Annotated in this window: 25 protein-coding genes and 2 riboswitches; of the genes, 12 read left to right on the top strand and 13 right to left on the bottom strand. The window is 40.2% G+C overall.

Features of this window, described 5'->3' with window-relative positions; all coding sequences use genetic code 11:
- Positions 1–234: 234 nt before the first annotated feature.
- From P9989_RS12675 to P9989_RS12665, 3 genes are all read left to right on the top strand, one after another.
- On the top strand, positions 235–453 hold the full coding sequence (locus tag P9989_RS12675) for a YqgQ family protein (RefSeq protein WP_283075275.1): 219 nt from the start codon (positions 235–237) through the stop codon (positions 451–453).
- Positions 450–1,403, top strand: a complete 954-nt coding sequence (locus P9989_RS12670; protein ID WP_283075274.1) for an ROK family glucokinase — start codon at positions 450–452, stop codon at positions 1,401–1,403. The genes P9989_RS12675 and P9989_RS12670 overlap by 4 nt, the downstream gene beginning before the upstream one ends.
- Positions 1,404–1,640: 237 nt before the next feature.
- Complete coding sequence (locus tag P9989_RS12665) at positions 1,641–3,518, top strand: LTA synthase family protein (RefSeq protein WP_283075273.1); 1,878 nt, start codon at positions 1,641–1,643, stop codon at positions 3,516–3,518.
- A gap of 125 nt (positions 3,519–3,643) precedes the next feature.
- On the opposite strand, the gene P9989_RS12660 is transcribed toward P9989_RS12665, so the two are convergent.
- Positions 3,644–3,808, bottom strand: coding sequence for a DUF2759 domain-containing protein (locus tag P9989_RS12660; protein ID WP_079530272.1), 165 nt, complete (start codon positions 3,806–3,808; stop codon positions 3,644–3,646).
- Positions 3,809–3,968: 160 nt separating this feature from the next.
- On the opposite strand from P9989_RS12660, the gene P9989_RS12655 reads away from it, so the two are divergent.
- On the top strand, positions 3,969–4,592 hold the full coding sequence (locus tag P9989_RS12655) for an MBL fold metallo-hydrolase (RefSeq protein WP_283075272.1): 624 nt from the start codon (positions 3,969–3,971) through the stop codon (positions 4,590–4,592).
- A gap of 86 nt (positions 4,593–4,678) precedes the next feature.
- On the opposite strand, the gene P9989_RS12650 is transcribed toward P9989_RS12655, so the two are convergent.
- From P9989_RS12650 to comGA, 8 genes are all read right to left on the bottom strand, one after another.
- A complete protein-coding gene (locus P9989_RS12650; RefSeq protein ID WP_079530641.1) occupies positions 4,679–4,924 on the bottom strand; it encodes a DUF2626 domain-containing protein in 246 nt (81 codons plus the stop codon).
- Between the two features lie 232 nt (positions 4,925–5,156).
- On the bottom strand, positions 5,157–5,609 hold the full coding sequence (locus tag P9989_RS12645; protein ID WP_283075271.1) for a hypothetical protein: 453 nt from the start codon (positions 5,607–5,609) through the stop codon (positions 5,157–5,159).
- Positions 5,578–5,994, bottom strand: a complete 417-nt coding sequence (gene comGF / locus P9989_RS12640; RefSeq protein ID WP_283075270.1) for a competence type IV pilus minor pilin ComGF — start codon at positions 5,992–5,994, stop codon at positions 5,578–5,580. Before comGF ends, P9989_RS12645 begins: the two co-directional genes overlap by 32 nt.
- Positions 5,978–6,298, bottom strand: coding sequence for a type II secretion system protein (locus P9989_RS12635; RefSeq protein ID WP_283075269.1), 321 nt, complete (start codon positions 6,296–6,298; stop codon positions 5,978–5,980). The genes comGF and P9989_RS12635 overlap by 17 nt, the downstream gene beginning before the upstream one ends.
- Positions 6,288–6,767 carry a prepilin-type N-terminal cleavage/methylation domain-containing protein gene (locus P9989_RS12630; RefSeq protein ID WP_283075268.1) on the bottom strand — a complete coding sequence of 160 codons (480 nt, stop codon included), beginning with the start codon at positions 6,765–6,767 and terminating at the stop codon, positions 6,288–6,290. Before P9989_RS12630 ends, P9989_RS12635 begins: the two co-directional genes overlap by 11 nt.
- Complete coding sequence (comGC, locus tag P9989_RS12625; RefSeq protein WP_283075267.1) at positions 6,730–7,032, bottom strand: competence type IV pilus major pilin ComGC; 303 nt, start codon at positions 7,030–7,032, stop codon at positions 6,730–6,732. Before comGC ends, P9989_RS12630 begins: the two co-directional genes overlap by 38 nt.
- A gap of 14 nt (positions 7,033–7,046) precedes the next feature.
- On the bottom strand, positions 7,047–8,003 hold the full coding sequence (locus P9989_RS12620; protein WP_283078907.1) for a type II secretion system F family protein: 957 nt from the start codon (positions 8,001–8,003) through the stop codon (positions 7,047–7,049).
- An 82-nt stretch (positions 8,004–8,085) separates the two neighbouring features.
- Positions 8,086–9,072, bottom strand: a complete 987-nt coding sequence (comGA, locus tag P9989_RS12615) for a competence type IV pilus ATPase ComGA (protein ID WP_283075266.1) — start codon at positions 9,070–9,072, stop codon at positions 8,086–8,088.
- A 189-nt stretch (positions 9,073–9,261) separates the two neighbouring features.
- Between comGA and P9989_RS12610 the strand changes: the two genes are divergently transcribed.
- Positions 9,262–9,444 (top strand): YqzE family protein, encoded by a 183-nt coding sequence (locus P9989_RS12610; protein WP_283075265.1) that lies wholly within the window; start codon positions 9,262–9,264, stop codon positions 9,442–9,444.
- 73 nt (positions 9,445–9,517) lie between these two features.
- On the opposite strand, the gene P9989_RS12605 is transcribed toward P9989_RS12610, so the two are convergent.
- Together P9989_RS12605 and P9989_RS12600 are read right to left on the bottom strand one after the other, a co-directional pair.
- On the bottom strand, positions 9,518–10,321 hold the full coding sequence (locus tag P9989_RS12605; RefSeq protein WP_283075264.1) for a YqhG family protein: 804 nt from the start codon (positions 10,319–10,321) through the stop codon (positions 9,518–9,520).
- Positions 10,318–11,961 (bottom strand): DEAD/DEAH box helicase, encoded by a 1,644-nt coding sequence (locus P9989_RS12600; protein WP_283075263.1) that lies wholly within the window; start codon positions 11,959–11,961, stop codon positions 10,318–10,320. The genes P9989_RS12605 and P9989_RS12600 overlap by 4 nt, the downstream gene beginning before the upstream one ends.
- A gap of 168 nt (positions 11,962–12,129) precedes the next feature.
- A riboswitch (glycine riboswitch) is annotated at positions 12,130–12,222 on the top strand.
- A gap of 3 nt (positions 12,223–12,225) precedes the next feature.
- Positions 12,226–12,326, top strand: a riboswitch (glycine riboswitch).
- A gap of 63 nt (positions 12,327–12,389) precedes the next feature.
- Here P9989_RS12600 and gcvT point away from each other — a divergent pair.
- From gcvT to gcvPB, 3 genes are read left to right on the top strand one after another with little or no spacing between them, the layout of a single operon-like run.
- Positions 12,390–13,490 carry a glycine cleavage system aminomethyltransferase GcvT gene (gene gcvT / locus P9989_RS12595; protein WP_283075262.1) on the top strand — a complete coding sequence of 367 codons (1,101 nt, stop codon included), beginning with the start codon at positions 12,390–12,392 and terminating at the stop codon, positions 13,488–13,490.
- Between the two features lie 19 nt (positions 13,491–13,509).
- On the top strand, positions 13,510–14,859 hold the full coding sequence (gene gcvPA / locus P9989_RS12590) for an aminomethyl-transferring glycine dehydrogenase subunit GcvPA (protein WP_283075261.1): 1,350 nt from the start codon (positions 13,510–13,512) through the stop codon (positions 14,857–14,859).
- Positions 14,852–16,315 (top strand): aminomethyl-transferring glycine dehydrogenase subunit GcvPB, encoded by a 1,464-nt coding sequence (gene gcvPB, locus P9989_RS12585; RefSeq protein WP_283075260.1) that lies wholly within the window; start codon positions 14,852–14,854, stop codon positions 16,313–16,315. Before gcvPA ends, gcvPB begins: the two co-directional genes overlap by 8 nt.
- Before the next feature lie 78 nt (positions 16,316–16,393).
- Here the strand turns inward: gcvPB and P9989_RS12580 are convergent, their stop codons facing one another.
- Positions 16,394–17,587, bottom strand: a complete 1,194-nt coding sequence (locus P9989_RS12580; RefSeq protein WP_283075259.1) for a M20 metallopeptidase family protein — start codon at positions 17,585–17,587, stop codon at positions 16,394–16,396.
- A 152-nt stretch (positions 17,588–17,739) separates the two neighbouring features.
- Between P9989_RS12580 and P9989_RS12575 the strand changes: the two genes are divergently transcribed.
- From P9989_RS12575 to P9989_RS12565, 3 genes are all read left to right on the top strand, one after another.
- On the top strand, positions 17,740–19,095 hold the full coding sequence (locus P9989_RS12575; RefSeq protein WP_283075258.1) for a sensor histidine kinase: 1,356 nt from the start codon (positions 17,740–17,742) through the stop codon (positions 19,093–19,095).
- Entirely contained in the window at positions 19,073–19,693 is a 621-nt protein-coding gene (locus P9989_RS12570; RefSeq protein ID WP_283075257.1) for a response regulator, read from the top strand. The genes P9989_RS12575 and P9989_RS12570 overlap by 23 nt, the downstream gene beginning before the upstream one ends.
- Positions 19,694–19,826: 133 nt before the next feature.
- A complete protein-coding gene (locus P9989_RS12565) occupies positions 19,827–21,332 on the top strand; it encodes a Na+/H+ antiporter NhaC family protein (protein ID WP_283075256.1) in 1,506 nt (501 codons plus the stop codon).
- A gap of 51 nt (positions 21,333–21,383) precedes the next feature.
- Here P9989_RS12565 and P9989_RS12560 read toward each other — a convergent pair whose 3' ends face one another.
- Complete coding sequence (locus tag P9989_RS12560) at positions 21,384–21,764, bottom strand: rhodanese-like domain-containing protein (RefSeq protein ID WP_283075255.1); 381 nt, start codon at positions 21,762–21,764, stop codon at positions 21,384–21,386.
- Positions 21,765–22,182: 418 nt separating this feature from the next.
- On the opposite strand from P9989_RS12560, the gene P9989_RS12555 reads away from it, so the two are divergent.
- Positions 22,183–24,756, top strand: a complete 2,574-nt coding sequence (locus P9989_RS12555; RefSeq protein ID WP_283075254.1) for a vitamin B12-dependent ribonucleotide reductase — start codon at positions 22,183–22,185, stop codon at positions 24,754–24,756.
- Positions 24,757–24,872 lie beyond the last annotated feature (116 nt).

The raw sequence follows: 24,872 nt of genomic DNA, 5'->3' as shown, positions 1-24,872 counted from the left end.
AAAAATAAGCATGTCTTGTCCAATGACCACTATCATGTGATCAAAGGGAAGGTCTCTGTTATCTCAATCAGTCATCTGGGTTCCAACAGTGATTTAATAATAGGTTGTATAAACTTATGTGATTGAAGGAATTTACATGCAAAAAAATAGTAACTGAATGGAGTAAGTACACACATTGTGGGTTTTACATTTTCATTCTTAAACTACATTGGTATAATGAAAAAGGTGATAATAGTGAGAACAATTTATGATATTCAGCAATTTTTAAAACAATTTGGTACTTTTATTTATGTAGGGGATCGCTTGGCAGAGTTACAGCTAATGGAACAAGAGGTAAAGGAATTAAATCAATCGCAGTGTATCTCAGGGGAAGATTACAATATGGCGATTTTGTTGCTTCGTACTGAAATCGCTAAAATGCAAGATGAACATAAGGGAGAGGCAAATAAATGAGTAGTGACAAGTATTGTTTTGGGGTCGACATTGGTGGTACAACAATAAAACTTGCTGTGCTTTCAACAAAAGGTGAAATTTTTAAAAAATGGGAAATACCCACTAATAAGAGTCAACGAGGAAAACATATTGCATATGATATTCATGAAGCAATAGAAGCGGCTCGTTCTGAATTAGATATACATAAGTCCAATATTCTAGGAATTGGAGTTGGTGCTCCAGGTTTCATTAATACGAAAACGGGCTTTATTTACGTGGCCGTGAATATTGGCTGGGAAGATTATGATTTCGGAAACGAGTTGTCAAAACTATCGGGATACCCTGTATGGGTAGACAATGACGCTAATTTAGCTGCTCTTGGCGAAAACTGGCTCGGTGCAGGTAATGGAGCTGAAAATGTGATCGCTGTAACACTAGGGACAGGTGTTGGGGGAGGCATCATTGCTAATGGTCAAATTATTAGCGGGGCAAATGGAATGGCCGCTGAAATTGGGCATATGACTGTTATCTCTAATGGAGGTGCCCCTTGTAACTGTGGGAAAACAGGATGTCTTGAGACGGAAGCTTCGGCAACAGCGATCGTTAGGAAAGTCAAAGAAGCATTGGTCACTATCCCGGACTCTTCGTTAAATAAAGTAGAAGACCTGACAGCAAAGGATGTTTTTCGGGCCGCAGCAGCGCATGACCCTGCCGCCAATAAAGTCCTTACATCTGTCACGGATACGCTTGGATTAGCGATTGCTAATTTGGCAATTGCGGTGAATCCAAATAAAGTAATAATTGGCGGGGGAGTCTCGAAAGCCGGAGATCAATTGTTAAATCCTCTTAAAGAAACATTTAAATCTTATGCTTTAGCTCGCACGTTTGAAGCTTGTACCTTTGAAATAGCTGAACTTGGGAATGATGCCGGAGTAATTGGCGGTGCCTATTTAGTTAAAGAGAACCTCTAAGGAAAAGAAGCCTTCAATTGGGCTTCTTTTCCTATTCATGTGGGTTTCTTTTTGAAATCCCATCAAGTAAAATAGATGAGTAAATCCAGAAAAACATGAAACTTTTATGGTTTTTTTTTCGTCATATACAAGGAACCAGTTTAATAATTATGATACGTGGAATTTATTAAAGAGAGATAATGTCCAAGTAAATCATATGTAATAATTATGAATGCACTGGATGGAGGAGGAACATTGATGAAATGGAACAAGCCGCGAATACCATTATTCGTTATTGCCTCTTTTCTATTTGGTTTGAAAACCTATTTTGTGTACAGGTTCATGTTTGAACTAACTATAGAAAATGCATTGCAGGAATTTATCCTGTTCTTCAACCCGATAGCTAGTGCTTATTTAATTTTTGCCATTAGTGTTTGGTTGAAACCCAAGAATCAAATGAAATATTTAAGGTGGACCGCTGTAATCGGTTCTCTTGTTCTTTATATAAACTTGTTATTTTATAGAAACTTTACTGACTTCATCACTATTCCTGTCTTATTTCAGGGAAACAATGCAGCAGATTTAACTACGAGCATCTTTACACTGATTCATTTAGGGGATTTGCTTCTGTTTGCTGATGTTGTGATCATTTGGATCCTTACGAGCAAAAAAACAATGGATCTGTCAGTGAATTTTTCAAAAAGCGGAAAGATTGCGGCGACGGCCGTCACTTTTCTAATGTTATCTGGAAATGTTGCACTCGCTGAATTGGAACGTCCGATGTTGTTTGTACGCGCCTTTGACCGCGAGTATTTAGTGAAAAACATCGGTGTGTATAACTATCATATGTATGATGCTATGATGCAAACGAAAACCAAGGCACAGCGCGTTTTCGCGGATAGCAGTGAAATCAGTGAAATTAAAAATTATATTAACGAAAATTCTGATACAGATGAAAAATCAGAGCTGTTTGGAATTGCAGAAGACAAAAACGTTATTTTTGTTAGTATAGAGTCGTTCCAAAACTTTTTATTGGATTCAGAAATCAATGGGAAGGAAACTACACCGTTTCTTAACGATTTAAAAGAGAGTGAAGAGACGATTTGGTTTAAGAACTTCTATCATCAAACTGCTCAAGGAAAAACCTCTGATTCAGAGTTTATTGTAGAAAATTCGCTTTACCCATTAGGCAGGGGTGCTGTTTATTTCACCCATGCTCAAAATGAATATCATGCCTTACCTGAAATCCTAAATAGTCATGGGTATACAACATCCGTTTTCCATGCTAACAATAAGAGTTTCTGGAACCGGGACGTTATGTACGATACGATGGGGTACGATAAGTTTTATGGTGAACAGGCATACGAGGTAACGAAAGAGAATTCATTCGGCTGGGGACTTGGTGACAAAGCATTTTTCTCCCAATCAATTGATGAATTGAAACAGCAAGAAAAACCTTTTTATAGTAAATTTATAACTCTTACAAATCACTTTCCGTTTGAACTGCCGGAAGATGAAGCAAACATTGATAAGTACGATTCAAGTTCTGAGACGTTAAATAGTTATTTCCAAACCGCTCGTTATACTGATGAAGCACTCAAACAGTTCTTTCAACAACTAAAAGATGCCGGGATATACAAGGATTCCGTTATAATCCTTATGGGAGACCATTATGGCATCAGTGAGTTCCACAATAGTGCAATGGGAGATTTTTTAAATAAGGAAATTACTCCTTATCAGCATATCCAATTGCAACGCGTGCCATTTATGGTCCATATACCTGGCTATAAAAATGGAGAAATTCGCGAGGAGGTTGTGGGACAAATCGATGTTAAACCAACCTTATTAAGTCTGCTTGGTATAAAGGCTGAAAAAGACTTGTCGTTTGGGACAGATATGTTTCTGGATGATCAGCAGAAGTTTACAGCACTAAGGGATGGAAGTTTCATTACCGAGAAATATGTATATACTGAGGGAACATGTTATGACAGGCAAACTGGTGAACCAATTCAATCCGAAAAACAGGTATGTAAGCCAATCAAACAAAAGGTAGAAAAAGAACTGGAGTATTCGGATAATATTATTTATGGAGATTTGTTTAGATTCTACGACTTTACAAACAAAGACAGTGAGTAGTAAAAACAAAGAGTCTTCCTGTAAAAGGGAAGACTCTTTGCTTTTGCAGTTGGCATCCATTATACTCCCGATCCTTCAGGAGTCCACTAAAAAACCGAACTGTTACAACAGTTCGGTCTAATACATTATCCAAATAAGTTTGCGTAAATTGTCATAACAGAGAACCAGCCAAAGACTAGGGCTGATGCTGCCGCAAATAGTACTGCGAAGAAATTCTTTGTTTTAATTTCACGGAAGACCGCGCATACACAAAGGATTGTTACAAGAAAAAGAATAATAGCTGTTACCACAAATAAGCCCCCCTAATTCCAGATCATTATTATCATACTACATTTTAAAAATGTTATACTGTGTGTAGCTCATTTCATTACTCACTCATTCTATAGTATCTAACATGATTTGTCGAGTCCTTCTAAAATTTTTTTATATCTTTTTAAAGAGGTGATGGAAATGCTGAAAATTACACGACTGCCACTAGGTCCAATGGCAACAAATGCCTACATTGTTTATGAAAATAAACAAGCATTAGTAATTGATCCGGGAGGGGATTTTGATAAATTGCAGGACTTCATTTCTGAACGTGATTTGAATGTAAAATCGATCTTGTTAACCCACGCTCACTTTGATCACATTGGGGCAGTAGAGGCTGCGAGAGACGCTTATAAAGCCCCCGTACACTTACATGCTGCCGAATCGGATTGGCTTACAGACCCTGCACTAAACGGATCTGCTTTATTTCAAATAGGAGATATTAAGGCGAGTCCCGCAGATTTTTACTTAGAACCTGGTATGAAAGAAATTGGTCATTTTTCATTTGAAGTACGTCATACGCCTGGGCATTCTCCTGGCAGCGTATCATTTGTATTTCGCAAGCAACGTTTTACGATTGGTGGCGATACGCTGTTTCAACAGGGAATAGGAAGAACAGATCTTCCGGGAGGTAATCGGCATGAGTTAACCAGAAGTATTCAAGATCAGTTGTTCAGTTTGAGAAACGACATGAAGATATACCCAGGTCATGGTTTGCCTACAACGATTGGCGAAGAGAAAACGAGTAATCCATTTTTCACTTAAAAGTCCTCCCTGAAAAAAAGTAACTATCCCTAATTGGCTACTAAATAAAAAAATCCTGTTATCCAACTCTGGATAACAGGATTTTTTTAGTGACCACCGAAAGACGGTACGAGAATAAATGATGAATAATAAGTAAATCCGATCATAAATACTGTCAAGTACGAGAAAAATATGTAAATATACATACGCTCAGACAGTTTAAGGTAGCCAATTGTAAGGAAAAAGGCAGTTTGAACGAGAGATAATAATGCTGCTTCCATCATGTCGCCAGCATAAAACATGACGGTAAATATACCAGTCCAAAACGCCATCACTCGAAACATGCGATCCATGCTTCTTCCCCCTCCTTTTTCATCTTTCATCATTAAACTATCATTCATATTATAAACGACCCTTCAGGGAATGTAAATAAATCTTGTTAGTGAATCCCGCTTCTTTGTTGGAATGGATTACTGCACCTAGTTTAATGCACCTAGTTTAATGTGCGGGTATCAAGCGATTATAACTATATACATTGAAGCGGCATTATCCCCAAGAAGTAGAGGTTATAAGGTTATATTAGTCTTATGGAAAAAGAGATACATTATGCATAAAACATAAAACACGGCTGCGATTATGTGCAGCCGCGTTTATTGAACTGTACTGGCTTAATTCGTAAAAACGATTAATTTGCTTTGTAGTTCCTGTTATTAATTTTAGTTGCCATTTGCAGTCATATCTTCCCGCAGTAAGTGTGCAATCAACTGTTGATTGACCTAAAGGAAGGATAAATTGCTCGGAAAGGACTTCAGTATAATGCGTTTGCCCGTTTAGTTTTACTAACAGCTGATCATGGCTGTAATGGAAGAGACTCTGAAGTTGATAATATTCTTTTAACACATGTGTGGAAAGAATTTGACTTTTATACTGTGCGGCAGCAAAGACGGTTAGCAAGATGAGGATACTGCCTAAAGCGTATACCCAGGGGAAAATAATTCCCCTCTCATTACTGAGGAGGCAAATATAATACTTTTTCATATGTCGTCCCATCCTTAAGAACTAAAGATACAGTAAGAAGATGATTTTTCTGAGTGAATGTAAGGTTCTGAATGTTTGTAATCAGCAGTTCGTGTCCAGTTTGGTCAACTTGCCTTCTAACACCATCATTATACTTTGAGATCGTTATGAGCCGCTCATCAGGATCGGTAATAGATAGTTCGTTGTTTAAGGAGATCACCTTTAACGATTGATTGATTTCTCCTTCAATAAAGGTGAAAAATTGATGTGCGGACAGATCGGCAGAATAGGCAGGACTATCAATAAATTTAAGCAAAGGAAGGCTTAAGGTTAGCAGAACTGAAAGCAATGTTAAACAAAATAGTGATTCGATCAATGTAAATCCTCTGTTATTGCCGGCTAGCATACAAGCACAGCTCCTTATGATCACGCCGAGTTTCCCATGTTGCGCATGCCTCGAGAAGGGATGGCTGTTTTTTATAAGTTACCGTCATCAAATCATATTCCTTAGTAAAGGGATACTCTTCTCTCGGGTGAAGCTTGTACTTCAATAGTTCATTCTGCAGCTTGCTAATGATTGCTCGTTCCTCTGCAAGTTCTTTTTGTGAAAGCCTTAATTCTCCTAATAAGGGAAGGATAGATGTAGCTATTATTAGCAATACTCCAAATGCACAGATGACTTCAACAACTGTAAATCCTTTATTGTTCATGAATCGTTACCCGGCTTTTACCAAAAGGAAAGGTTAGTTTATAGTTAGCTTTAGGAGTAAGTAAGACCATCGTTCCTGGATTTTGAATTGAACCAGAGGCATTAAATTGTATAGGGATTTCAAGTGTTGGTAAACGGATTGCCCATTCCTTTGGAAATTTACGGTGTAGCAAAATTTTTCTATTAGCATAGTCATAAAGGTAGTAATCGCGTTGATCAGGACGGATCATAACCCAGTAGTGGGGATGGTGTTGCATAGTGAGTTGTTGCGCTAAAAGCAAATCATTTTCTATCTGTTCCAAATAATGGGTAACTTTTACTGTTGCTACAACTTGATGATGAAAGGGGACAACAACTGCCAGGATTGCAGAAAATGCCACGAGAACAATCATTACTTCACTGAGCGTATATCCCGTTTGACTTTGATTCATATCAATTCGGATTGGTGACTGTACCTGTGTCCGGTACATAGTTCAGCTCTTTCCCATTTGGACATGTTTTCTGCTTTAAATACTTCTCAGTCACAAGGATATCTAGTGATTCGGGAAATGTATCTTGATCAATTTTATAGGCTTGTACTTGAGCTTCCGCAGTTAGCACGAGTGCTTCACATCCTTTTGACCGGATCGTTTCGTTATTTTTAGCGAGGTTAGGAATCGTAATTACGAGCAATACCGATATAATTAAAAGCACGATGAGCATTTCGATAAGAGTAAATCCTTTTTGGTTCTTCAATGGAGTGCTCCCTTCTATATTTGTTCCATCCATTGGTACATGGGCAGCATGATGGAGGCATAAATCAGAATAACTACACAGGCAATGATCATAAAGAAGACAGGCTGTATGAACTGCATCGTATGGGTTAGCTTTTCTTTTAGCTGATCAATGAGTAATTCTGAATAAACTTGTAGTTCTTTGCTTAATGTATCAAGATCATTTGTGTGATGAAAAATAGTTGTTACATCTCCTTTAATTAATGAACAAGGATGGACAGACTGGCCGAGAAGCATGCCTTCATTCAGTCTGGCTAAAATCACCTTTGCATAATGAGACAGGATGATATATTTAGTTTGCCCGGCTATGATTTCCAGGGCGTGTTTAAGTGATAAGCCAGCTTTGAGCAGAGAACTTAGATGGGTGGAAAAAAGAAAAGTAACGGTGAACATTTGATATTCTTTAAGGAGAGGGGTCTTTTCGTAGACTTTCAGCCTTTGGCCAATAGTCAGCTTAGGTAAGTACAGTTTAAATAGAACCAACGCTAAAATAATCACAACGGCCATATAACAAAAACCTGTTATCCCCACATCAATCGTATTTAATACAATCAAGCTTAATGGTTTAGAAGCCTCACTCTCAAATAAGGATTGAAAACTTGGGATGATTGTACGCTTTATTACACTAAATGCGATAATTACAAAGATGAGTAAAAAAAGCGGATACCTCATTACTTGCTTGAGCTTTCTTGTGTACTCTTCTTGAATGTGTAACAAGTCAGCGCATTGCATAAACATTGAGGGTAGATCTTGATGAATACGTGCGAAAAATAGAAAGGACACAACATTCCTGGAAAAACTGGCCTGTTTGAAAGCTGTGTCCATAGGCTGACCGCTCTTGAGTTGTTCAGTTATCGTATGGGTGATTGGGGCTAAAGATGGATCCCAACTGGTCATTTTAAGAGCCTCCAGTAACGGAAACCCCCTGTCCAATAAGTGGCAGATCCTTCGTAGGAATAAGATTTGTTTACGAATGGGGAGTTTTTTCGGTTGTTCTGGACCACGAGAAAAAAGTTTAGATGTAACCGAGGGCATAAGCTTTTCTCCTTAAAGAATGAAATGATTGAAAGTGTGCGTGCTTATTAGGGGGTGAGCCCTTGATTGCTTGTTGGAGTGTGTTTCCATCAAGTAGCTCAACAATAGCTGCCCTTCGAGGTAGTGAGTCGTTCGTTTTTAGCGGAAGGAGCTGCTGGGCGGCTATCGCGATTAAAGTTTGTTCTAAATCGGAGGACTTAATTTTCATTTCCTCCAGCCGCCTTAATGTGCCAAAAGCATCTTTTGCATGAATTGTACTGATCACCAAATGCCCGCTTAATGCAGCGCGAAACGCAAAGTGTGCTGTTTCCTTGTCACGAATTTCTCCAACCATGAGTAAATCTGGATCATGTCGAAGAGCTGCTTTAAGACCAGCATCATAAGTGATTCCCGCTCGTTCATTGACTTGTACCTGAATAATATTGTTTAAATTCTTCTCAATTGGGTCCTCAAGTGTTATAGCCTGGAAGGAGTGTTGGTTTAATAAAGACTGAAGCAAAGCATACAATGTTGTCGTTTTACCGCTCCCGGTTGCCCCGGTGAATAAAATCATCCCGCTTGAAAAGGTAAGCCATCTTTTAATTTGTCTTAGTTGATTTGGGAAAAGAAAGAGTTGCTCCAGCTGAAGCTGGCTGTCGGGGGAGAGGATTCGAATTGCTAGACTTTCGCAGCCAATAATCGGGAGGGTGGACAAGCGCATGTTAAAAAGATGTTGTTTCAGCCTGTGTTCAATGATGCCATTTTGAGGCTTTGTAACTTCGCCAATATCCATTCCGGAAATAAACTTAAAATAGGCAAGTAACTTTTGATAAGAGGCTGATGGCAGAGAGGAATGAAAAATGCGTTGGCCATGAATGCGGAAATGGATATCCGTTTTCTCGATGTATGGGGAAAAGTGAATGTCCGACGCAGTTTGCTGAATTGCCGAAACCAGTAGATCCTGAGCATACTTTGCAATGTGACTCACAGTAATATATCACCTCATTTCTTTTGTAATATACTTCGACAAACTATGCGTAAATCCTTCTTTTTTTTGAAAAAATATAAAATATTTTCCTAAAAGTACCTGGAAGTGCTCGAAAGAAGGGAGTTGTCTAAAGAAATACACTCCCGGGCATACTAACAGATAATTCATAAAACGAGGAAGGGATTCATTATGAAAAAAAATGAGTATGTTCAGTTTCTTACTGAAGAGATGATGAAGTATATGCATCGGTCTAAGCAGGAAAAACACGATCGAAGAATTCAAAGAACATCTAAAGGCAGCTCATCTTACTGGTTTGGTATCATTCCTTTTGCTCTAAAAATGATGAAGAGAAGGTGGCAGAGGCATAGTTAAAAGAGGCCTAGATAGCAGCCTCTTTAGCTTTTGTCTATATAGATATATCGATGAGCTCTCCTTATCTAATGGCTTAAGTTTGACGAAACAAACTTTGACTGGTTTCCTGTGACAAGTAAAATAATCCCCCATTGGCAACGTGTATAGCGACTCTTGGTTTGTATCTTACTTGCAGTTGATCAAGTTCCTTTTCGTAATAATCCTCATCCACGTCATCTGACGTATAAAAGTGATGAAGCAAGTCCTTTTCACTATCCAATTGTTTAAGAGATTCTGTTGCCCATTCATCATGCAATGAAGCAAGTTGATCTTTTACGTAGTTAAGAATACGCTGATATCCACTTTCCATTCTCACAACAGGGGTCATCGGAAAACTAAAATCAGACACGGTTGAGCAGAAATCAATCTCCCAAATTTTATCCACCATCCCTGATAGCAGGGCACCATTTATAAGGTTTAAGCCGACCGACAATATTTCATCCCGTGTTTGTTTTCCGCGATATACGATTTTAATATTCAATACCATCCATGGATGCAGGGGTTGGTTGACGGTCAAGGCGGACAAGTGTTCATAAAGTCTCGTAGAATAAGAGCGGTCAATGGCTAATTGGTACATTTGATGAAGTTTTGGTGTTCCGGCATGCAGGTGGATCCCATTATTCTCTTCCATAAGCCCATCTGTAAAAGTAAGCTTCATCGCTTCTCCAACCCGGTTCATTTTTTTCATATAATGCCAGTAAAACGGCCGATTCATTAGTGCTTCATCCATGTCACTTGTTAGCTGTACTTCCATGGAACGTTCTGATGTTTCCAAGATGCTGCACCCATGAGTTGAAAAGAAGTCTTTTGCAAATTGGTAATACGTACTTGATGTCAACTCAATTCCCTCCGCTCATTCACAGTATGTTCAACATAACTTACGAGGTTTTTCAATTTAATATCCATCTCTCCCTGACTCTCAGATTGACTCATGATTGATTGAATCTGATTGTCAAAGTTCCCTCCAGGAATGTTTTCTAAAATATTATCAAGATCTCCTACAGCGGTTTTAAACATTTCAATTTTTTCATATAAAAGGTTTAATATTTGATCCTCAATCGTATTTTCAATCGCAAAATTGTAAATGTGAACATCCTTCTCCTGGCCAAATCGATGAATTCTCCCAATTCGTTGTTCAAGACGCATCGGGTTCCAGGGCAAGTCATAGTTAATCATGTTATTACAAAATTGGAGGTTAATTCCCTCAGACCCAGCTTCCGTAGCAACCATTACTTGTGCTTTTGTCCTAAACAGCTGTTTCATCCAGTCACGTTTACTTTTTTTGAATTTACCATTAAAGGGAACGGAGGTAATTCCGTGCTGCTGTAAATACCACTGTAAATAAAACTGACTGGCCCGGTATTCTGTGAAAATAATAAACTTTTCTTCAGACTTTTCCATAATCTCAACAACACGTTTTGCTTTAATGTGGTGTGGGAGTGTCCCAAGCTTTTCGATAAGGTCAGCTAATAATGGTGATTCGTCTTCTTGTTTATTTTGCATGGATTGCAGAGACATAAAGCAGGCCTCTCTAGTAGAGCATAGCTCCTTGGCCAACGTCAGCCAGGTAAAAGAAGGAGAGTTAGACTTCAAGGCTGCCAGATTTTCGTACATGTCCATTTCTTCATCTGTGAATGTGAGTCGAACATTAGTCACATGTCGTTTTGAAGAATCTAATCCAGTATCCTTCCTTCGGTTTCGAATCATCAGTTTACTTAACAGAGAGTGGATGTGCTGATGCGACTCTGAGTGATCGAGTGAGGTTTTGCGGTATTTCTTTTTAAATGTTGCTAAATCACCTAGATATCCAGGCTTAAGAATAGAAACTAAATTGAATAAATCACTTAAATTATTTTGGATGGGTGTTGCTGTTAACAGCAAACAGTATGTTTTCTTTAACTGTTTAACAAATTGATAATTTTTTGTCTGATGATTTTTTAATTTATGAGCCTCATCAATGATGATCATATCGTAGGAGATAGACAGAATTTCCTCTTTATGATTTTCACGTTTTGCCATATCAATTGAGGTGACGGTTATGTCCCAATCTGACCAGGCAGCCATTTTCTTTCTCGGCGTTGCGGCCTGGATGTAAAATTTTTCATTTAATTCTTGTACCCATTGATTGACGAGAGAGGCCGGTGTTAGAATCAAGACCTTTTTAGCCATTCCTCTGATCATGTATTCTTTTAGAATAAGTCCGGCCTCAAGAGTTTTTCCTAAACCAACCTCATCGGCTAGGATAGCTCTTCCGTTCATTTCATGGATAACCTTCTCACATGCTTGAATTTGATGGTCTAGAAAGTCTACATGGGGTAAATGTTTCGTCGAGAGTACACCATTAAACTCAGGAACTGACCGGTATTGTAAAGCTTTGTACCCGAGCTTAAATTCGTCCCATGAACATAAAGAATCTGGCTGAGAAAGGTTGTTGGAAAGCGTTTCTATATAGTCTTGATCGTGTAGAATTTCTACCATCGGATCCACCTCCTGGAGGGAATTATCAAAAGAATTCATATAAATTCGAATTCTGCATTCGCTCTTTTGCAACGCTATGGTATAATGAACCTGAAAATTAAGAGAGTTTGTCGTATGAACTTTACAGGTTAGTATGCCCAAATTAATCTAATAAAATACTAATTGCGAATGACTGCAGGGGGAGAGACTACTGATGTAGCGCCGAAGGAGCAAACAATTTAGAGTTGTGAATCTCTCAGGCAAAAAGACCTCTGTAGGACGCAGCTCTGGAGAGTGTTTACATATAGTAAACCACCCAAGAAGCAAGCGACTATTTTTGACAACGACGTCAGGGTAGCGTGAAACTTTCTGGTGAATGGACAGGGACTCCCGTAAAAAGCGGTAGAGTCTCTTTTTTATGCTTAATTAGTTCTTGGAGGAGTGATAGGATGGCTGAATTGAAACGAACACCACTTTATTCTGAGTATAAGAAATTAGGAGCAAAAACGATCGATTTTGGCGGATGGGATTTACCCGTTCAATTTACAAGCATTAAAGAAGAGCACGAAGCAACACGAACTAAGGCAGGTTTATTTGATGTGTCTCACATGGGTGAGGTAATGGTGAAAGGGAAAGATAGTCTGAATTATTTACAGGGCATGTTAACGAATGATGTGTCAAAATTGGAACCAGGTAAAGCACAATACACAATTATGTGTTATGAGAACGGCGGTACAGTAGACGATTTAATTGTTTATATGCTTGATGCCAACGAATATCTGCTCGTCATCAATGCGGCTAACCGCGATAAAGATGTGCAATGGCTTAAGGATCATCAGAGAGGGGACGTTACCGTTGAGGATGTGTCTGATGATTACGTTCAGCTTGCTCTTCAAGGACCGCGTGCAGAAGAAACGCTGCAGCAATTGACCGAAGCCGACCTTTCTTCTATTAAATTTTTCCGCTTCTTGCAGGATGTATCCTTTGAAGGCGTGGAGGATAAAGCTATCGTTTCACGCACGGGATATACGGGGGAGGACGGTTTTGAAATCTATCTCCCTGCTGAGTCTGGCCCAGCTTTGTGGCAGGCTATTTTGTCGAAAGGGGAAGCAGCCGGTGTACAGCCGATCGGTTTGGGAGCCCGGGATACACTACGCTTTGAGGCGAACCTGGCATTGTATGGACAAGAATTAAGTCCAGAAATCACTCCGATCGAAGCAGGTCTCTCTTTTGCAGTTCGAGTGAAGAAAGATGCAGATTTTATCGGCAAAGAAGTATTGAAAAAGCAAAAAGAGGAAGGAACAAGCCGAAAACTAGTCGGTATTGAAATGATCGATAAAGGTATCCCGCGTACAAATTATGAAGTATTGGATGGGGATAAGATCATCGGATTTGTTACAACGGGAACTCAGTCACCTACGTTAGGTAAGAATGTGGGTCTTGCACTTTTGGATACTGATTACACGACGGAAGAGACAGAAGTCACCGTTCAGGTTCGTAAACGAAAATTACAGGCAAAAGTTGTCGCTACACCTTTTTATAAACGATAAGCCATAAGGGGGAAGAGTCATGGAATTCCGTTATTTACCTATGACAGAACGTGATAAACAACAGATGATGGAGACGATCGGTATTACATCAACAGATGAGTTATTTGCTGACATTCCGGAAAATATTCGCTATAAAGGCGAGTTAAATATCAAAGAGCCAAAGAATGAATTTGCTTTAATGAAAGAACTTACTCAACTTGCAGAACAAAACGTTAATGTGAAGTCACATACTTCTTTTTTAGGGGCCGGGGTATATGATCACTATATTCCATCTATCGTAGATCATGTGATTTCCAGATCCGAATTCTATACGGCCTATACACCTTATCAACCAGAAATTTCTCAAGGAGAGCTTCAGGCGATTTTCGAATTTCAAACGATGATTTGTGAGCTCACCGGAATGGACGTAGCCAACTCATCTATGTATGACGGGGGTACTGCGCTCGCTGAAGCAGTTAATGTTTCTGCCGGGCAAACGAAAAAGAAAAAAGTTCTAGTCTCAAAAGCTATCCATCCGGAATCTATGGAGGTCATTCACTCTTACGTTAAAGGACCAGGAGTGGAAATCGTTGAGATAGACCATAAAGATGGCGTTACGGATCTTAACCAAATTGAGAGGGAGTTGGATGAGGACACAGCTAGTGTTGTCTTACAGTATCCTAACTTCTTTGGTCAAATAGAGCCACTGGATCAAGTGCGCTCACTTGTAGATAATCAGAAGAAAACGATGCTGATTGCTTCCAGCAACCCGCTTGCTCTTGGGTATCTCACCCCGCCAGGAGAATTCGGGGCAGATATCGTAGTAGGTGATGCGCAAGTATTTGGCATTCCGGCACAATACGGTGGACCACATTGTGGTTATTTTGCCACAACGAAGAAACTTATGCGCAAAGTACCCGGTCGCCTAGTTGGACAAACGAAAGATGAAGAAGGCAGACGAGGTTTTGTACTTACATTACAAGCTCGTGAACAACACATTCGTCGAGATAAGGCAACGTCCAATATCTGCTCAAACCAGGCTTTAAATGCGCTGGCTTCTTCAGTAGCAATGTCGTCTTTAGGAAAACAGGGTTTGAGGCGCATGGCTTGGATGAATATGCAGAAAGCTTCTTATATGAAACAACAACTGGAATCTGCAGGATTTACTATTCCTTATCAAGGTGCATTTTTTAACGAGCTTGTGGTTAATGTTGACAGAGATATTACCAAGGTTAATCAGCAGCTCCTGGAAAAAGGAATGATCGGCGGGTACGATTTGGGAAATGACTACGATGATTTAGCAGGACACATGCTTATTGCAATTACGGAAATCCGCACAAAAGAAGAAATTGATCTCTTTGTAAAAGAATTGGGGGATATTCATGGCTAATCAAGACTTTCCATTAATATTTGAATTGAGTCAAGAGAGCCGTACAGGCTTTAGCTTGCCAGAATTAGATGTGCCAGAGACAAACGTAGAAGAACAGTTGGGAGAAGCGTATATTAGAAAAAATGAACCGGATCTTCCTGAAGTGAGTGAACTGCAAATCATGCGTCACTATACGGCATTGTCTAAGCGAAATCACGGGGTTGATTCTGGATTTTATCCGTTAGGGTCCTGTACCATGAAATACAATCCGAAGATGAACGAGGATGTGGCCAGGCTTGCCGGCTTTAGTCATATCCATCCTTATCAGGCTCCTGAGACGGTCCAAGGAGCTCTAGGCTTAATGTACGATCTGCAAACAACATTAGCTGAAATTACTGGTATGGATACGGTTACATTGCAGCCTGCTGCTGGAGCGCATGGAGAATGGACCGGCTTAATGATGATCCGTGCTTTCCATGAGGGGAACGGTGATTTCCAACGAACGAAAGTAATTGTACCAGATTCAGCTCATGGGACGAATCCTGCCTCAGCTACGGTGGCGGGTTTCGAGGCAGTTACCGTTAAGACGAACGAACGAGGGCTTGTAGACTTAGAGGATTTAAAGCGGGTAGTCGATGAAAAGACAGCAGCCCTTATGCTTACAAACCCGAACACACTCGGCTTGTTCGAAGAAGATATTGAAGAAATGGCTGCAATTATCCATGATGCTGGCGGCAAGCTTTACTATGATGGAGCGAATTTAAATGCGATTATGAGTTATGCCCGGCCTGGAGATATGGGATTTGATGTCGTTCACCTTAATCTTCATAAAACATTTACAGGACCACATGGAGGGGGAGGACCAGGATCAGGCCCGGTCGGTGTGACCGCAGAGTTCGAACCTTTCCTGCCTAAGCCGATTTTAACAAAGCAGGATGATATGTTTGTGTTTGACGGAGACCGCCCGCAATCGGTTGGACGCGTTAAGCCTTACTACGGAAACTTCGGTATTAACGTTCGTGCCTATACGTATATTCGTACGATGGGGGCAGAAGGTTTAAGAAAAGTGAGTGAATATGCCGTACTAAATGCGAACTATATGATGAGAAGACTTCAATCGGAGTTTGACTTACCGTATGATCAGCATTGTAAGCATGAGTTCGTAATATCCGGCAAACGGCAAAAGAAACTTGGAGTACGTACGCTTGATATGGCAAAACGTCTGCTTGACTTTGGATATCATCCGCCAACTATTTATTTTCCAATAAATGTGGATGAGGCGTTTATGGTTGAGCCAACAGAAACGGAGTCTAAAGAAACCCTCGATGAGTTTGTTGATGCGATGATTCAAATCTCAAATGAGGCGAAAGAAGATCCCGAACTGGTTCAAAACGCTCCTCACACCACGATTGTGAGTCGTATGGATGAGACGACAGCAGCTAGAAAGCCTGTTCTTCGTTACAGTAAAGAAGGTTAATAGGGTTAATACAAAAAAGGAGTGTTCCTGAGTTTTCCTCTGGAATACTCCCTTTTATTATTCGTTATCGATTCATATTTACAAATTATTAATGTAATCTTGAGTTTCGACTGTCATTGATAGGGCCCAATCTGCAAGAATAGCTGAGCCATTAGGTAAAGCTTCTTCATCTAAATCAAAAAGAGGATGGTGTAAAGGATAGGTAGCTCTTTTATCTTGACTCCGTACCCCGATCCTGAAAAAGATGGCCGGAACTTTTTCAGCATAAAAAGAGAAATCTTCGCCGCCCATTGAGGGTTTAACAACAGAAAAGCTCTCTTTACCTAGTACACGTTCCACAGATTTTTCTATTGAAGGCAGAAGGGATTGATCATTTACTAACGGGGGATAAAAGTATTTATAATTCAGACGGTATTCTACCCCAAAGGCCTGGCAAATCCCACGAATGAGCTGCTCCATTCGTTCTTCAATTGAATACCGGACTTCAGGATCCAGTGTTCGCACAGTTCCTCCGGCTTTCACCTTTGGAGCAATTGCATTATCGGCGGTTCCACCATGAATTTGTCCGATGGTTAAGACGGTCGGTGATAGTGGGTTGATCTGACGACTCACCAGCTGCTGAAGAGAGCTTATGATCTCAGCTGTTATCGTTATGGAATCGGCTGCTTTGTGTGGATGAGCTGCGTGTCCTCCTGAGCCAATAATCTCTAAATTAAAGAAGTCAGCGGCAGCACAAGCCTCACTTTGAGCACAAGTGACTTGTCCTGTTTCTATATCCGGGTTAACATGCAACCCAGCCATAACATCGACTTCTGGGTGTTCCAATACGCCTTCTTCAATCATCGCCTGCGCTCCAAACAACCCTTCTTCAGCTGGTTGAAAGATAAATTTAATCGTTCCCTTTTCAGGAGGGTTATCTTTTAGCAACCGCGCAGCGCCGATTAGCATTGTGGTGTGTCCGTCATGCCCGCATAGATGAGCTTTACCTTCTATCTTTGAAGCATAGGCTGTTGTCTTCTCGTCAGGTATAGGTAGTGCATCCATATCTGCTCTTAGAGCGACTGTACGACCAGGATGTTGTCCCTTTAGTACAGCCACAACTCCCGTTTTAGCGATGATTTCTGGTTCATAGCCAAGTTCCTTTAATTTTTCTTGAACAAACTGAGAAGTATGATACTCTTCAAAGCCAGTTTCAGGCTGCTCATGTAAACAACGTCTCCATTCGGTTAGTTCATTACTAAAATTTCTTGCTTGCTTTATTAATGTATCCATTAAAAAATCCTCCTGTTCACTCGACGGGAATGGGTATAAAATGATAAATTGAATTGTTAAAAACGACTGCAAAGAGGCAGTAATTAAAGTGTTTCATACCTATAAAAATAAAAACAATTATTTTTCATATTTTTCTCGAAGGAGGGATCTGAATGGATCATCTATGGTTACGAAATAAAAGTATTCTAATCAAAATTTTGTTGATTGTTATAGGGATTACAATGCCGCTCTGGATAGGTGCGGATGAAGTAGGCTTAACATCGTTACTAGATGAATTGAATAGGAACCCCTCCGCAAGTACATTGATGATTACCGTCTTTGTGCTGGTCATGTTAAATACCCTTCGGGCGCTGCCCCATTATATAGGTGCGCTTCTTCTTGGTGACGAATTGAGCTACCACTTTCAGAAAAAATGGATGAAGGTAGTGATTCCTCTTCTAATTATCCCGCTTGTCTATATAATCATTAATCTATATAATCCATTGAACTACGACTTTGGCGGTCCAGCCTTGTTGCTGCTTTTGTCGATTATTTTACTAAATTTGATAGGGAAAGGCCGGCTGCGCCCCGTATTCAAATCATTTGTTTTAGTTCAGCTGTTGTTTGGATTTCAGTGGCTTGATATGGTCATTTTCCTAACGGTGTTTGGTTTTGGAGGTGGCCCCATCTCTACCCAAGTCAAAGACATAGCCTTAGAACTGCAATTCGGAGGAGTTTTGTCTTTTTATAGTCTCGTTCTTTGTACGGTTTTTATGGTGAATGCTTTAGCACTAGCTATCTATCTGACTGTTTCGGAACAAAAGTGGCAGATGACACAGGACCTCAGGATTGCGCACGGAGAGATAGTCGAATCCAGGTCTGGCAGAGAGGCTCTTCACCTTGTTCATGATATAAAGACACCGCTTGCTTTAATGGAAGGACTGAATTCACTTATTGAAATGAAGACAACGGACGAGGACATTAAAGAATACACAAGGCGTATATCCACTTCGATTCAATCAACAAATAGCATGGTATCTGAAATATTGAATCAAAAGAGTAAAAATTGGTGCACACTCGATTCCTTGATTAATTATGTACGCCAAAACAAACTTTCTAATTCGGAAACATCCTATGAATTTAATTTACTTGCCGACAAAGATGTTGAAATTTATATTAATAAGATTCGTATGACGAGAGCTATGGTAAATTTAATTGATAACGCTTCTGATGCTGTCGGGCAGGTATCGAACCCCCGAGTAACGATCCATTCCAAACTAGAGGGCCAAAACGTTTTATTGGGGGTGGAAGACAACGGCAGAGGAATTTCAAAGCGGGAACAGAATAATATATGGGAGCCGGGATATAGCACTAAAGCCCATCCGGGAGTAGGGTTAACATTTGTGAAAAATGTCGTCGAAGAGCATGAGGCTGATTTATCAATAGAAACTTGCATTGATGCAGGAACAACGTTTTGGATTACTGTACTAGAGGAGAGTGTACGCTATGAAGATTCTAATCATCGATAATGATGAGTCATTAAGGTATATGTTAAGAGAAATAGCTAACTATGCTGGATGGGAATCCAGCTTAGCAGAAAATGGACGTGAAGGAATGGAAATGTTTCTGGATGATGCCTATGATATCGTATTAGTGGATTACCACATGCCGGAAATGGATGGGTTACAAGCGGTTAAAAAGTTACGCCAAATGAATAGTCACATTCCGATTCTAGTTTTGACTGTTGACGAACGTCAGGAGGTAGCTGACGCTTTTCTCGAGGCCGGTGCAACAGACTTTGCCTTAAAACCGGTTAAAGCTCCTGACATCATATCTCGTATCCAAATACACGTTCAGCTTTCGAACATTAAAGATTTTCATGCTTCAGAAGAAGATGTTTACAGTGTAAAAGGGATTAGCAAGAAGACAATGTCCCATATTACTGACTTCCTTACTCAGCATAGTGAGCCACAGTCTGTTGATCAGCTATCTAAAGATATTGGTCTAGCCTATCCTACGGTGTATCGATACTTAATGCAATTGCTTGAGGAGGGAAAGGTCAAACTGATAGAGAGTCACCAGAAGGTTGGCCGCCCTAAGAAACTTTATCGCTGGTATACGAAGTAGCCACTAGTTCGGTGTCGTCCATTTTTTTCATTCTTTTCTCTGTGAACAAGCCTATCCTTTTACTATAATTTGAACTGAGTTTTCGAACAATTAAAATTATTCGGAAACGAATATAGAGAAAGGGGTCTTTTTCATGGATCATTTCGGAATATTTTCCTTGTTGCCATCGATTTTGGCTTTGGCTTTAGCGATATGGTCAAAAAGGGTTGTTCCTTCTTTGCTAGCAGGTATATTAATAGGAACGATGATGATGGACATTCAGAATAATGGGGTTATTCATGCAATTATTTTTTCGATTATTAATATGTTTGGTGCTATCGCAGGTCACCCTGCAGATCCCGAAGCAGGGATAAGAGGAATGGGACTGGTGAAGGGAGCAGGTCGTGCAGAACTTATCATTGTTGTTTTTCTTCTAGGGGCATTTATAGGAGTTCTGAACAAATCTGGAGGAGCTTACGCTTTTGGTAAATGGCTTTCCAAAAAGGTGAGAGGTGAAAAGGGTGCGCAACTTTCGACGGCCGTGATGGGTAGCTCTTTATTTACTAGTGCATACTTTAGTTCCTTGGCGACTGGAACGGTATTTAGGCCAATTTATGACAGAATGAATATTTCTCGTGCGAAGCTTGCTTTTTTTCTGGACTCTACTTCTTCACCGATTAATGTGCTTGTTCCTATCTCGGGATGGGTGGCCTTTATGGGGGCGTTAATGGTAGATAATATACCAAGTGTAGAGGATCCAATTATGGGAATAGCCAAGACGGTACCCTATAACTTCTATAATATTGTTATTTTAATTATAGTGTATCTGTATGCAGCTGGTAAAATTAAGGATTTTGGTCCTATGAAAAGAGCGGAAGAGAGAGCTAAAAAGGGGATCAATGCACAAAGTGAGATCGCTGCGGCGAAGGAAGAAAATAACCAATCTTCCTCCGAAAAAAGCTCACTTAACGGAACCGTTTCGGATATGGTTCTTCCACTTGGGGTATCTGTTGCTATTCTCGTATTCTTAGGCTTATGGAATTATACAGTTACTAACTTTGTCGATGTTCCTACTGTTCCTCTTAATGGAAATAAAATGTTAATCTTGAGCTTTTCCATAGGAATCGTAATTGCTTTTATTAAGTATACTTCGAAAAAGCTGATGTCGGCACATGAATTTCTGGATGAATTATTTGAAGGAAGTAAGACCGTTATCCTTGGTGGAGTCATTATTATTTTGGCTGTGACATTAGGGGACATTATGCGGGCTGGAGCCCCGGAAGGGATTGGAACTGCTCTATATATTAAGGAAGTGGCAGCGGGTGTCATACCAAATAGTATTATCCCAGTAGCCATTTTCATTATTTCGGGATTTGTGGCTTTCTCGATGGGAACCTCATTTGGAACCTGGGCCATTATGATGCCGATTGGTGTATCGCTGATGATCGCAACAGGAGGAGACCCATTCCTTGCAGCTGCAGCGGTCCTCTCAGGCGGAGCATTTGGGGATCATTCTTCACCTATTTCTGATACAAGTATCATGTCTTCAGTTGGTGCTGACGTAGAACATATGGAACATATTAATACACAGCTTCCGTATGCATTAATGGCAGCTGGTATAGCTTCAGTTCTGTTTTTAATATCTGGATTTGTATTTTAAGTATAACTTAAAGAGGACGGCCCCTTATTTTTACAGGGCGCCGTCCTTTACTCATTTTTTCACTTTTATTTTACCTGTCCATTTTTTAAAGCCGCCTTTAAGTTGATTAAGGTCTTGATATCCTTTTTTATCTAACATCAGAGCAGCTCTTGATGAGCGTGTGCCATTTTGACAATAGAAATAAACAGGCTTGTCTTTTCGGATTTCAACGAGACGATTTCTCATTTGAGATAAAGGAATGTTTCTTGCGCCTAAAATATGGCCGCCATCGAATTCTTTAGGTTCGCGAACGTCAATCAGTTGTGCCTTTCTGTATCCTTGTCGGAATTCGTCTTCCGTTAATGTGGTCAGTACTTTATTTGCTTTGATAAACCGGAATACACCGAATGCAATTAAGATGACAAGGCCACCTATTAATATCCAAAGTTCCATACTCTATATACCCCCTCTTCCCTTATCTATTATATGGTGGAATGCGTCGGTTTTCAAAGAATTTTTATAGCCGATGAATTTAAAATAAAAAATATTTGGGCATGTTATCGAATTCAATCCGTTTGTCTAGGCATTTTTTGAATTTCGGTGGATGCAACAGAGGAAAAAGTTTATGAGTTATAAAAAAAGGGGAACATTCTCTTCTTAGCTTTATTTTTCTTTTGATTTTGCAAAATTATTAGATTGACAAAATGACTTAAACTTGATCGAAACACAATATATGGAGAAATATTCTTAATTCGAATACAATATATTGATTAACTTTTTGTGGGTGTGGTATGTTACCTATAGAGATTAATTCAATGAGTTTTAGACATGCAGCATAAAAGTAGTTAAAGGGTGAAAAGGAGAGGTAGACATGCAGACAACAACCACAGGTAACACGCCATCAAGGTTGAATGTGGAACGGCTGAACGCGGATATCCGTCAATTTGATCAAGTGCACGAAATAACATCAGATATGCACTTAACTCATAGTGGAGTATCACGCTTAGTGATGCTGGATCGTTATGCATTCAAAGATACGGAGAAGCTGACGTTGTCCGAAGGGGATTTCGTAGTCCTGACCGTCAAGGATGATCCGAAGTTCCCTGCTAGAGGATTTGGTTTCATTGAGTCAATTGATTGGGAAAATCACAAGGCAAAGGTTAAAGTCGAGGCTGAGTTTATTAATGTGCTCGAAAAAGAGGAAGAACGAGAAACAGGCTTAATTACTAGGAACCTGGATACGATTGATAAGCCGCTTGAGGTTTTCTATGAGCAAATTGCTTTAAGGAATGCAACTGGACTATCAGCAGTGGAAGTCGATGAAGCTAAGAAGGAAAAAAGCTTCAATGATTTTTACGAAGAGCTTTCGAATCTCAACTTTATTCCAGCTGGACGAGTTCTCTACGGTGCGGGATCAAATACAGATGTAACGTATTTTAACTGTTACGTAATGCCGTACATTCAGGATTCTCGGGAAGGAATTTCTGATCACCGTAAGCAAGTGATGGAAATCATGTCTCGCGGAGGCGGCGTTGGTACAAATGGTTCTACACTGAGACCCCGCAACACACTGGCAAGAGGGGTTAACGGCAAGTCATCAGGATCAGTCTCCTGGCTTGATGATATCGCTAAGCTGACTCATTTAGTTGAGCAAGGCGGTTCAAGACGTGGCGCACAAATGATTATGTTATCAGATTGGCACCCTGATATTATCGAATTCATCATTTCAAAAATGCAGAACCCGCGAATTTTAAGATTTTTAATTGAAAACACCGAAGATGAACAAATTAAAGCACTAGCAGAAGAAAAGCTTAAATTCACTCCTTTAACGGAAATCGAGAAAGACCTGTATCAAAGCGTGGTTAACTATAAAACGATGCCTGGACAGGGTGGATTTACGGAGAGCAGCCTTCGCGAAGCACAGGAAAAACTACAGACAGGAGGCACTTATTCTGTTCATAATCCGGAATTCCTGACTGGGGCGAACATTTCAGTATGTATTACGAAAGAGTTTATGGAGGCCGTCGAGAACGATCAAGAATACCGCCTCCGTTTCCCAGATGTAGAATCCTACTCAAAAGAAGACATGGTTACTTACAATGCCGAATGGCAGGAGAGTGGAGACGTTCGCGAGTGGGAAGCAAAAGGATTCGGTGTAAAAACGTATCGTACAGTTAAGGCTGCAGAGCTTTGGAAGTTGATTAATATATGTGCAACGTATTCTGCTGAACCAGGTATTTTCTTTATTGATAATGCCAATGAAAAAACAAACGCCAGCGCTTATGGTCAAAAAGTTGTAGCTACCAACCCATGTGGGGAACAACCATTAGCACCTTTTTCTGTCTGTAATTTAGCTGCAGTTAACCTGGCTTCCGTTGCAAACAAAGAAACGAAAAAAATCGATTTTGATAAGCTTAGAAAAACAGTAGCCACCGGTGTACGCATGCAGGATAACGTCATCGATGCAACTCCTTACTTCCTTGAAGAAAATAAGAAGCAGGCTCTAGGAGAGCGTCGGGTAGGATTAGGTGTAATGGGACTTCACGACTTGCTTATTTACTGTGAGACGGAATATGGTTCAAAAGAAGGTAACAAGCTTGTTGACGAAATCTTTGAGGCAATCGCGACCACTGCTTATCGAGAGTCCATCAATCTGGCGAAAGAAAAAGGCAGTTTCCCATTTTTAGAAGGGGACTCTGAAGAAGAGACACTGCAGCTGAGACAGCGTTTTGTCGAGACTGGGTATATGCAGGATATGCCTGAGGATATTCGAGAAGATGTTATCAAATACGGAATTCGTAATTCACACTTACTAACTGTAGCTCCAACAGGCAGTACAGGGACAATGGTCGGTGTAAGTACGGGTCTCGAGCCTTACTTCTCATTCTCCTACTATAGAAGCGGCCGTCTTGGTAAATTTATCGAAGTGAAAGCAGATATCGTACAAGAGTATCTGGACAAACACCCTGATCAGGATCCAGAGCATCTTCCTGACTGGTTTATTACCGCTATGACCATGACACCTGAAGCTCATGCGGATACCCAGTGTGTCATTCAACGCTGGGTGGATAGTTCAATTTCTAAGACGGTCAACGCACCAAAAGGGTACACAGTTGAGCAAGTGGAACAAGTGTATCAGCGCCTTTACCATGGAGGTGCTAAAGGCGGTACCGTTTATGTGGATGGAAGCCGTGACAGTCAGGTTCTGACCCTCAAAGCTGAGGACAGCGGATTTGAAGGCGAACAAACAGAATTTGAATTTGAAGAAGAGAAGAAACCGCATGTCGTTTTAATGGATACTGTCCATGAACTAGATAAAACTAATGTGACAATTGGATCAGAAGTCGGTGATACTTGTCCAGTTTGCCGTAAGGGAACTGTTGAAGATATTGGCGGCTGTAACACCTGTACAAACTGTAATGCACAACTCAAATGCGGGTTATAAAAGTTCAGACCATCATCGTGAATACTAAATGAGAAGCAAGACAGGCGATCAGTGCAGACTGGTCGCCTGTTTGTTTGTAGAAGAGAGAGTTGCTTGTCACAGGGCACAAACTAGTG

Source organism: Halobacillus naozhouensis, from assembly GCF_029714185.1.
Lineage (GTDB): Bacteria > Bacillota > Bacilli > Bacillales > Halobacillaceae > Halobacillus_A > Halobacillus_A naozhouensis.
This window is presented reverse-complemented; position numbering and strand designations above follow the sequence as displayed.

What these genes read in the sequence shown, in the direction of transcription:
- P9989_RS12670 (WP_283075274.1), top strand. Translation starts at nt 450, where the DNA reads ATGAGTAGTGACAAGTATTGTTTTGGGGTCGACATTGGTGGTACAACA.
- P9989_RS12665 (WP_283075273.1), top strand. Translation starts at nt 1,641, where the DNA reads ATGAAATGGAACAAGCCGCGAATACCATTATTCGTTATTGCCTCTTTT.
- P9989_RS12655 (WP_283075272.1), top strand. Translation starts at nt 3,969, where the DNA reads ATGCTGAAAATTACACGACTGCCACTAGGTCCAATGGCAACAAATGCC.
- P9989_RS12650 (WP_079530641.1), bottom strand. Translation starts at nt 4,924, where the DNA reads ATGGATCGCATGTTTCGAGTGATGGCGTTTTGGACTGGTATATTTACC.
- P9989_RS12645 (WP_283075271.1), bottom strand. Translation starts at nt 5,609, where the DNA reads ATGAAAAAGTATTATATTTGCCTCCTCAGTAATGAGAGGGGAATTATT.
- comGF (WP_283075270.1), bottom strand. Translation starts at nt 5,994, where the DNA reads ATGCTAGCCGGCAATAACAGAGGATTTACATTGATCGAATCACTATTT.
- P9989_RS12635 (WP_283075269.1), bottom strand. Translation starts at nt 6,298, where the DNA reads ATGAACAATAAAGGATTTACAGTTGTTGAAGTCATCTGTGCATTTGGA.
- P9989_RS12630 (WP_283075268.1), bottom strand. Translation starts at nt 6,767, where the DNA reads ATGTACCGGACACAGGTACAGTCACCAATCCGAATTGATATGAATCAA.
- P9989_RS12610 (WP_283075265.1), top strand. Translation starts at nt 9,262, where the DNA reads ATGAAAAAAAATGAGTATGTTCAGTTTCTTACTGAAGAGATGATGAAG.
- P9989_RS12600 (WP_283075263.1), bottom strand. Translation starts at nt 11,961, where the DNA reads ATGGTAGAAATTCTACACGATCAAGACTATATAGAAACGCTTTCCAAC.
- gcvT (WP_283075262.1), top strand. Translation starts at nt 12,390, where the DNA reads ATGGCTGAATTGAAACGAACACCACTTTATTCTGAGTATAAGAAATTA.
- gcvPA (WP_283075261.1), top strand. Translation starts at nt 13,510, where the DNA reads ATGGAATTCCGTTATTTACCTATGACAGAACGTGATAAACAACAGATG.
- gcvPB (WP_283075260.1), top strand. Translation starts at nt 14,852, where the DNA reads ATGGCTAATCAAGACTTTCCATTAATATTTGAATTGAGTCAAGAGAGC.
- P9989_RS12580 (WP_283075259.1), bottom strand. Translation starts at nt 17,587, where the DNA reads ATGGATACATTAATAAAGCAAGCAAGAAATTTTAGTAATGAACTAACC.
- P9989_RS12575 (WP_283075258.1), top strand. Translation starts at nt 17,740, where the DNA reads ATGGATCATCTATGGTTACGAAATAAAAGTATTCTAATCAAAATTTTG.
- P9989_RS12570 (WP_283075257.1), top strand. Translation starts at nt 19,073, where the DNA reads ATGAAGATTCTAATCATCGATAATGATGAGTCATTAAGGTATATGTTA.
- P9989_RS12565 (WP_283075256.1), top strand. Translation starts at nt 19,827, where the DNA reads ATGGATCATTTCGGAATATTTTCCTTGTTGCCATCGATTTTGGCTTTG.
- P9989_RS12560 (WP_283075255.1), bottom strand. Translation starts at nt 21,764, where the DNA reads ATGGAACTTTGGATATTAATAGGTGGCCTTGTCATCTTAATTGCATTC.
- P9989_RS12555 (WP_283075254.1), top strand. Translation starts at nt 22,183, where the DNA reads ATGCAGACAACAACCACAGGTAACACGCCATCAAGGTTGAATGTGGAA.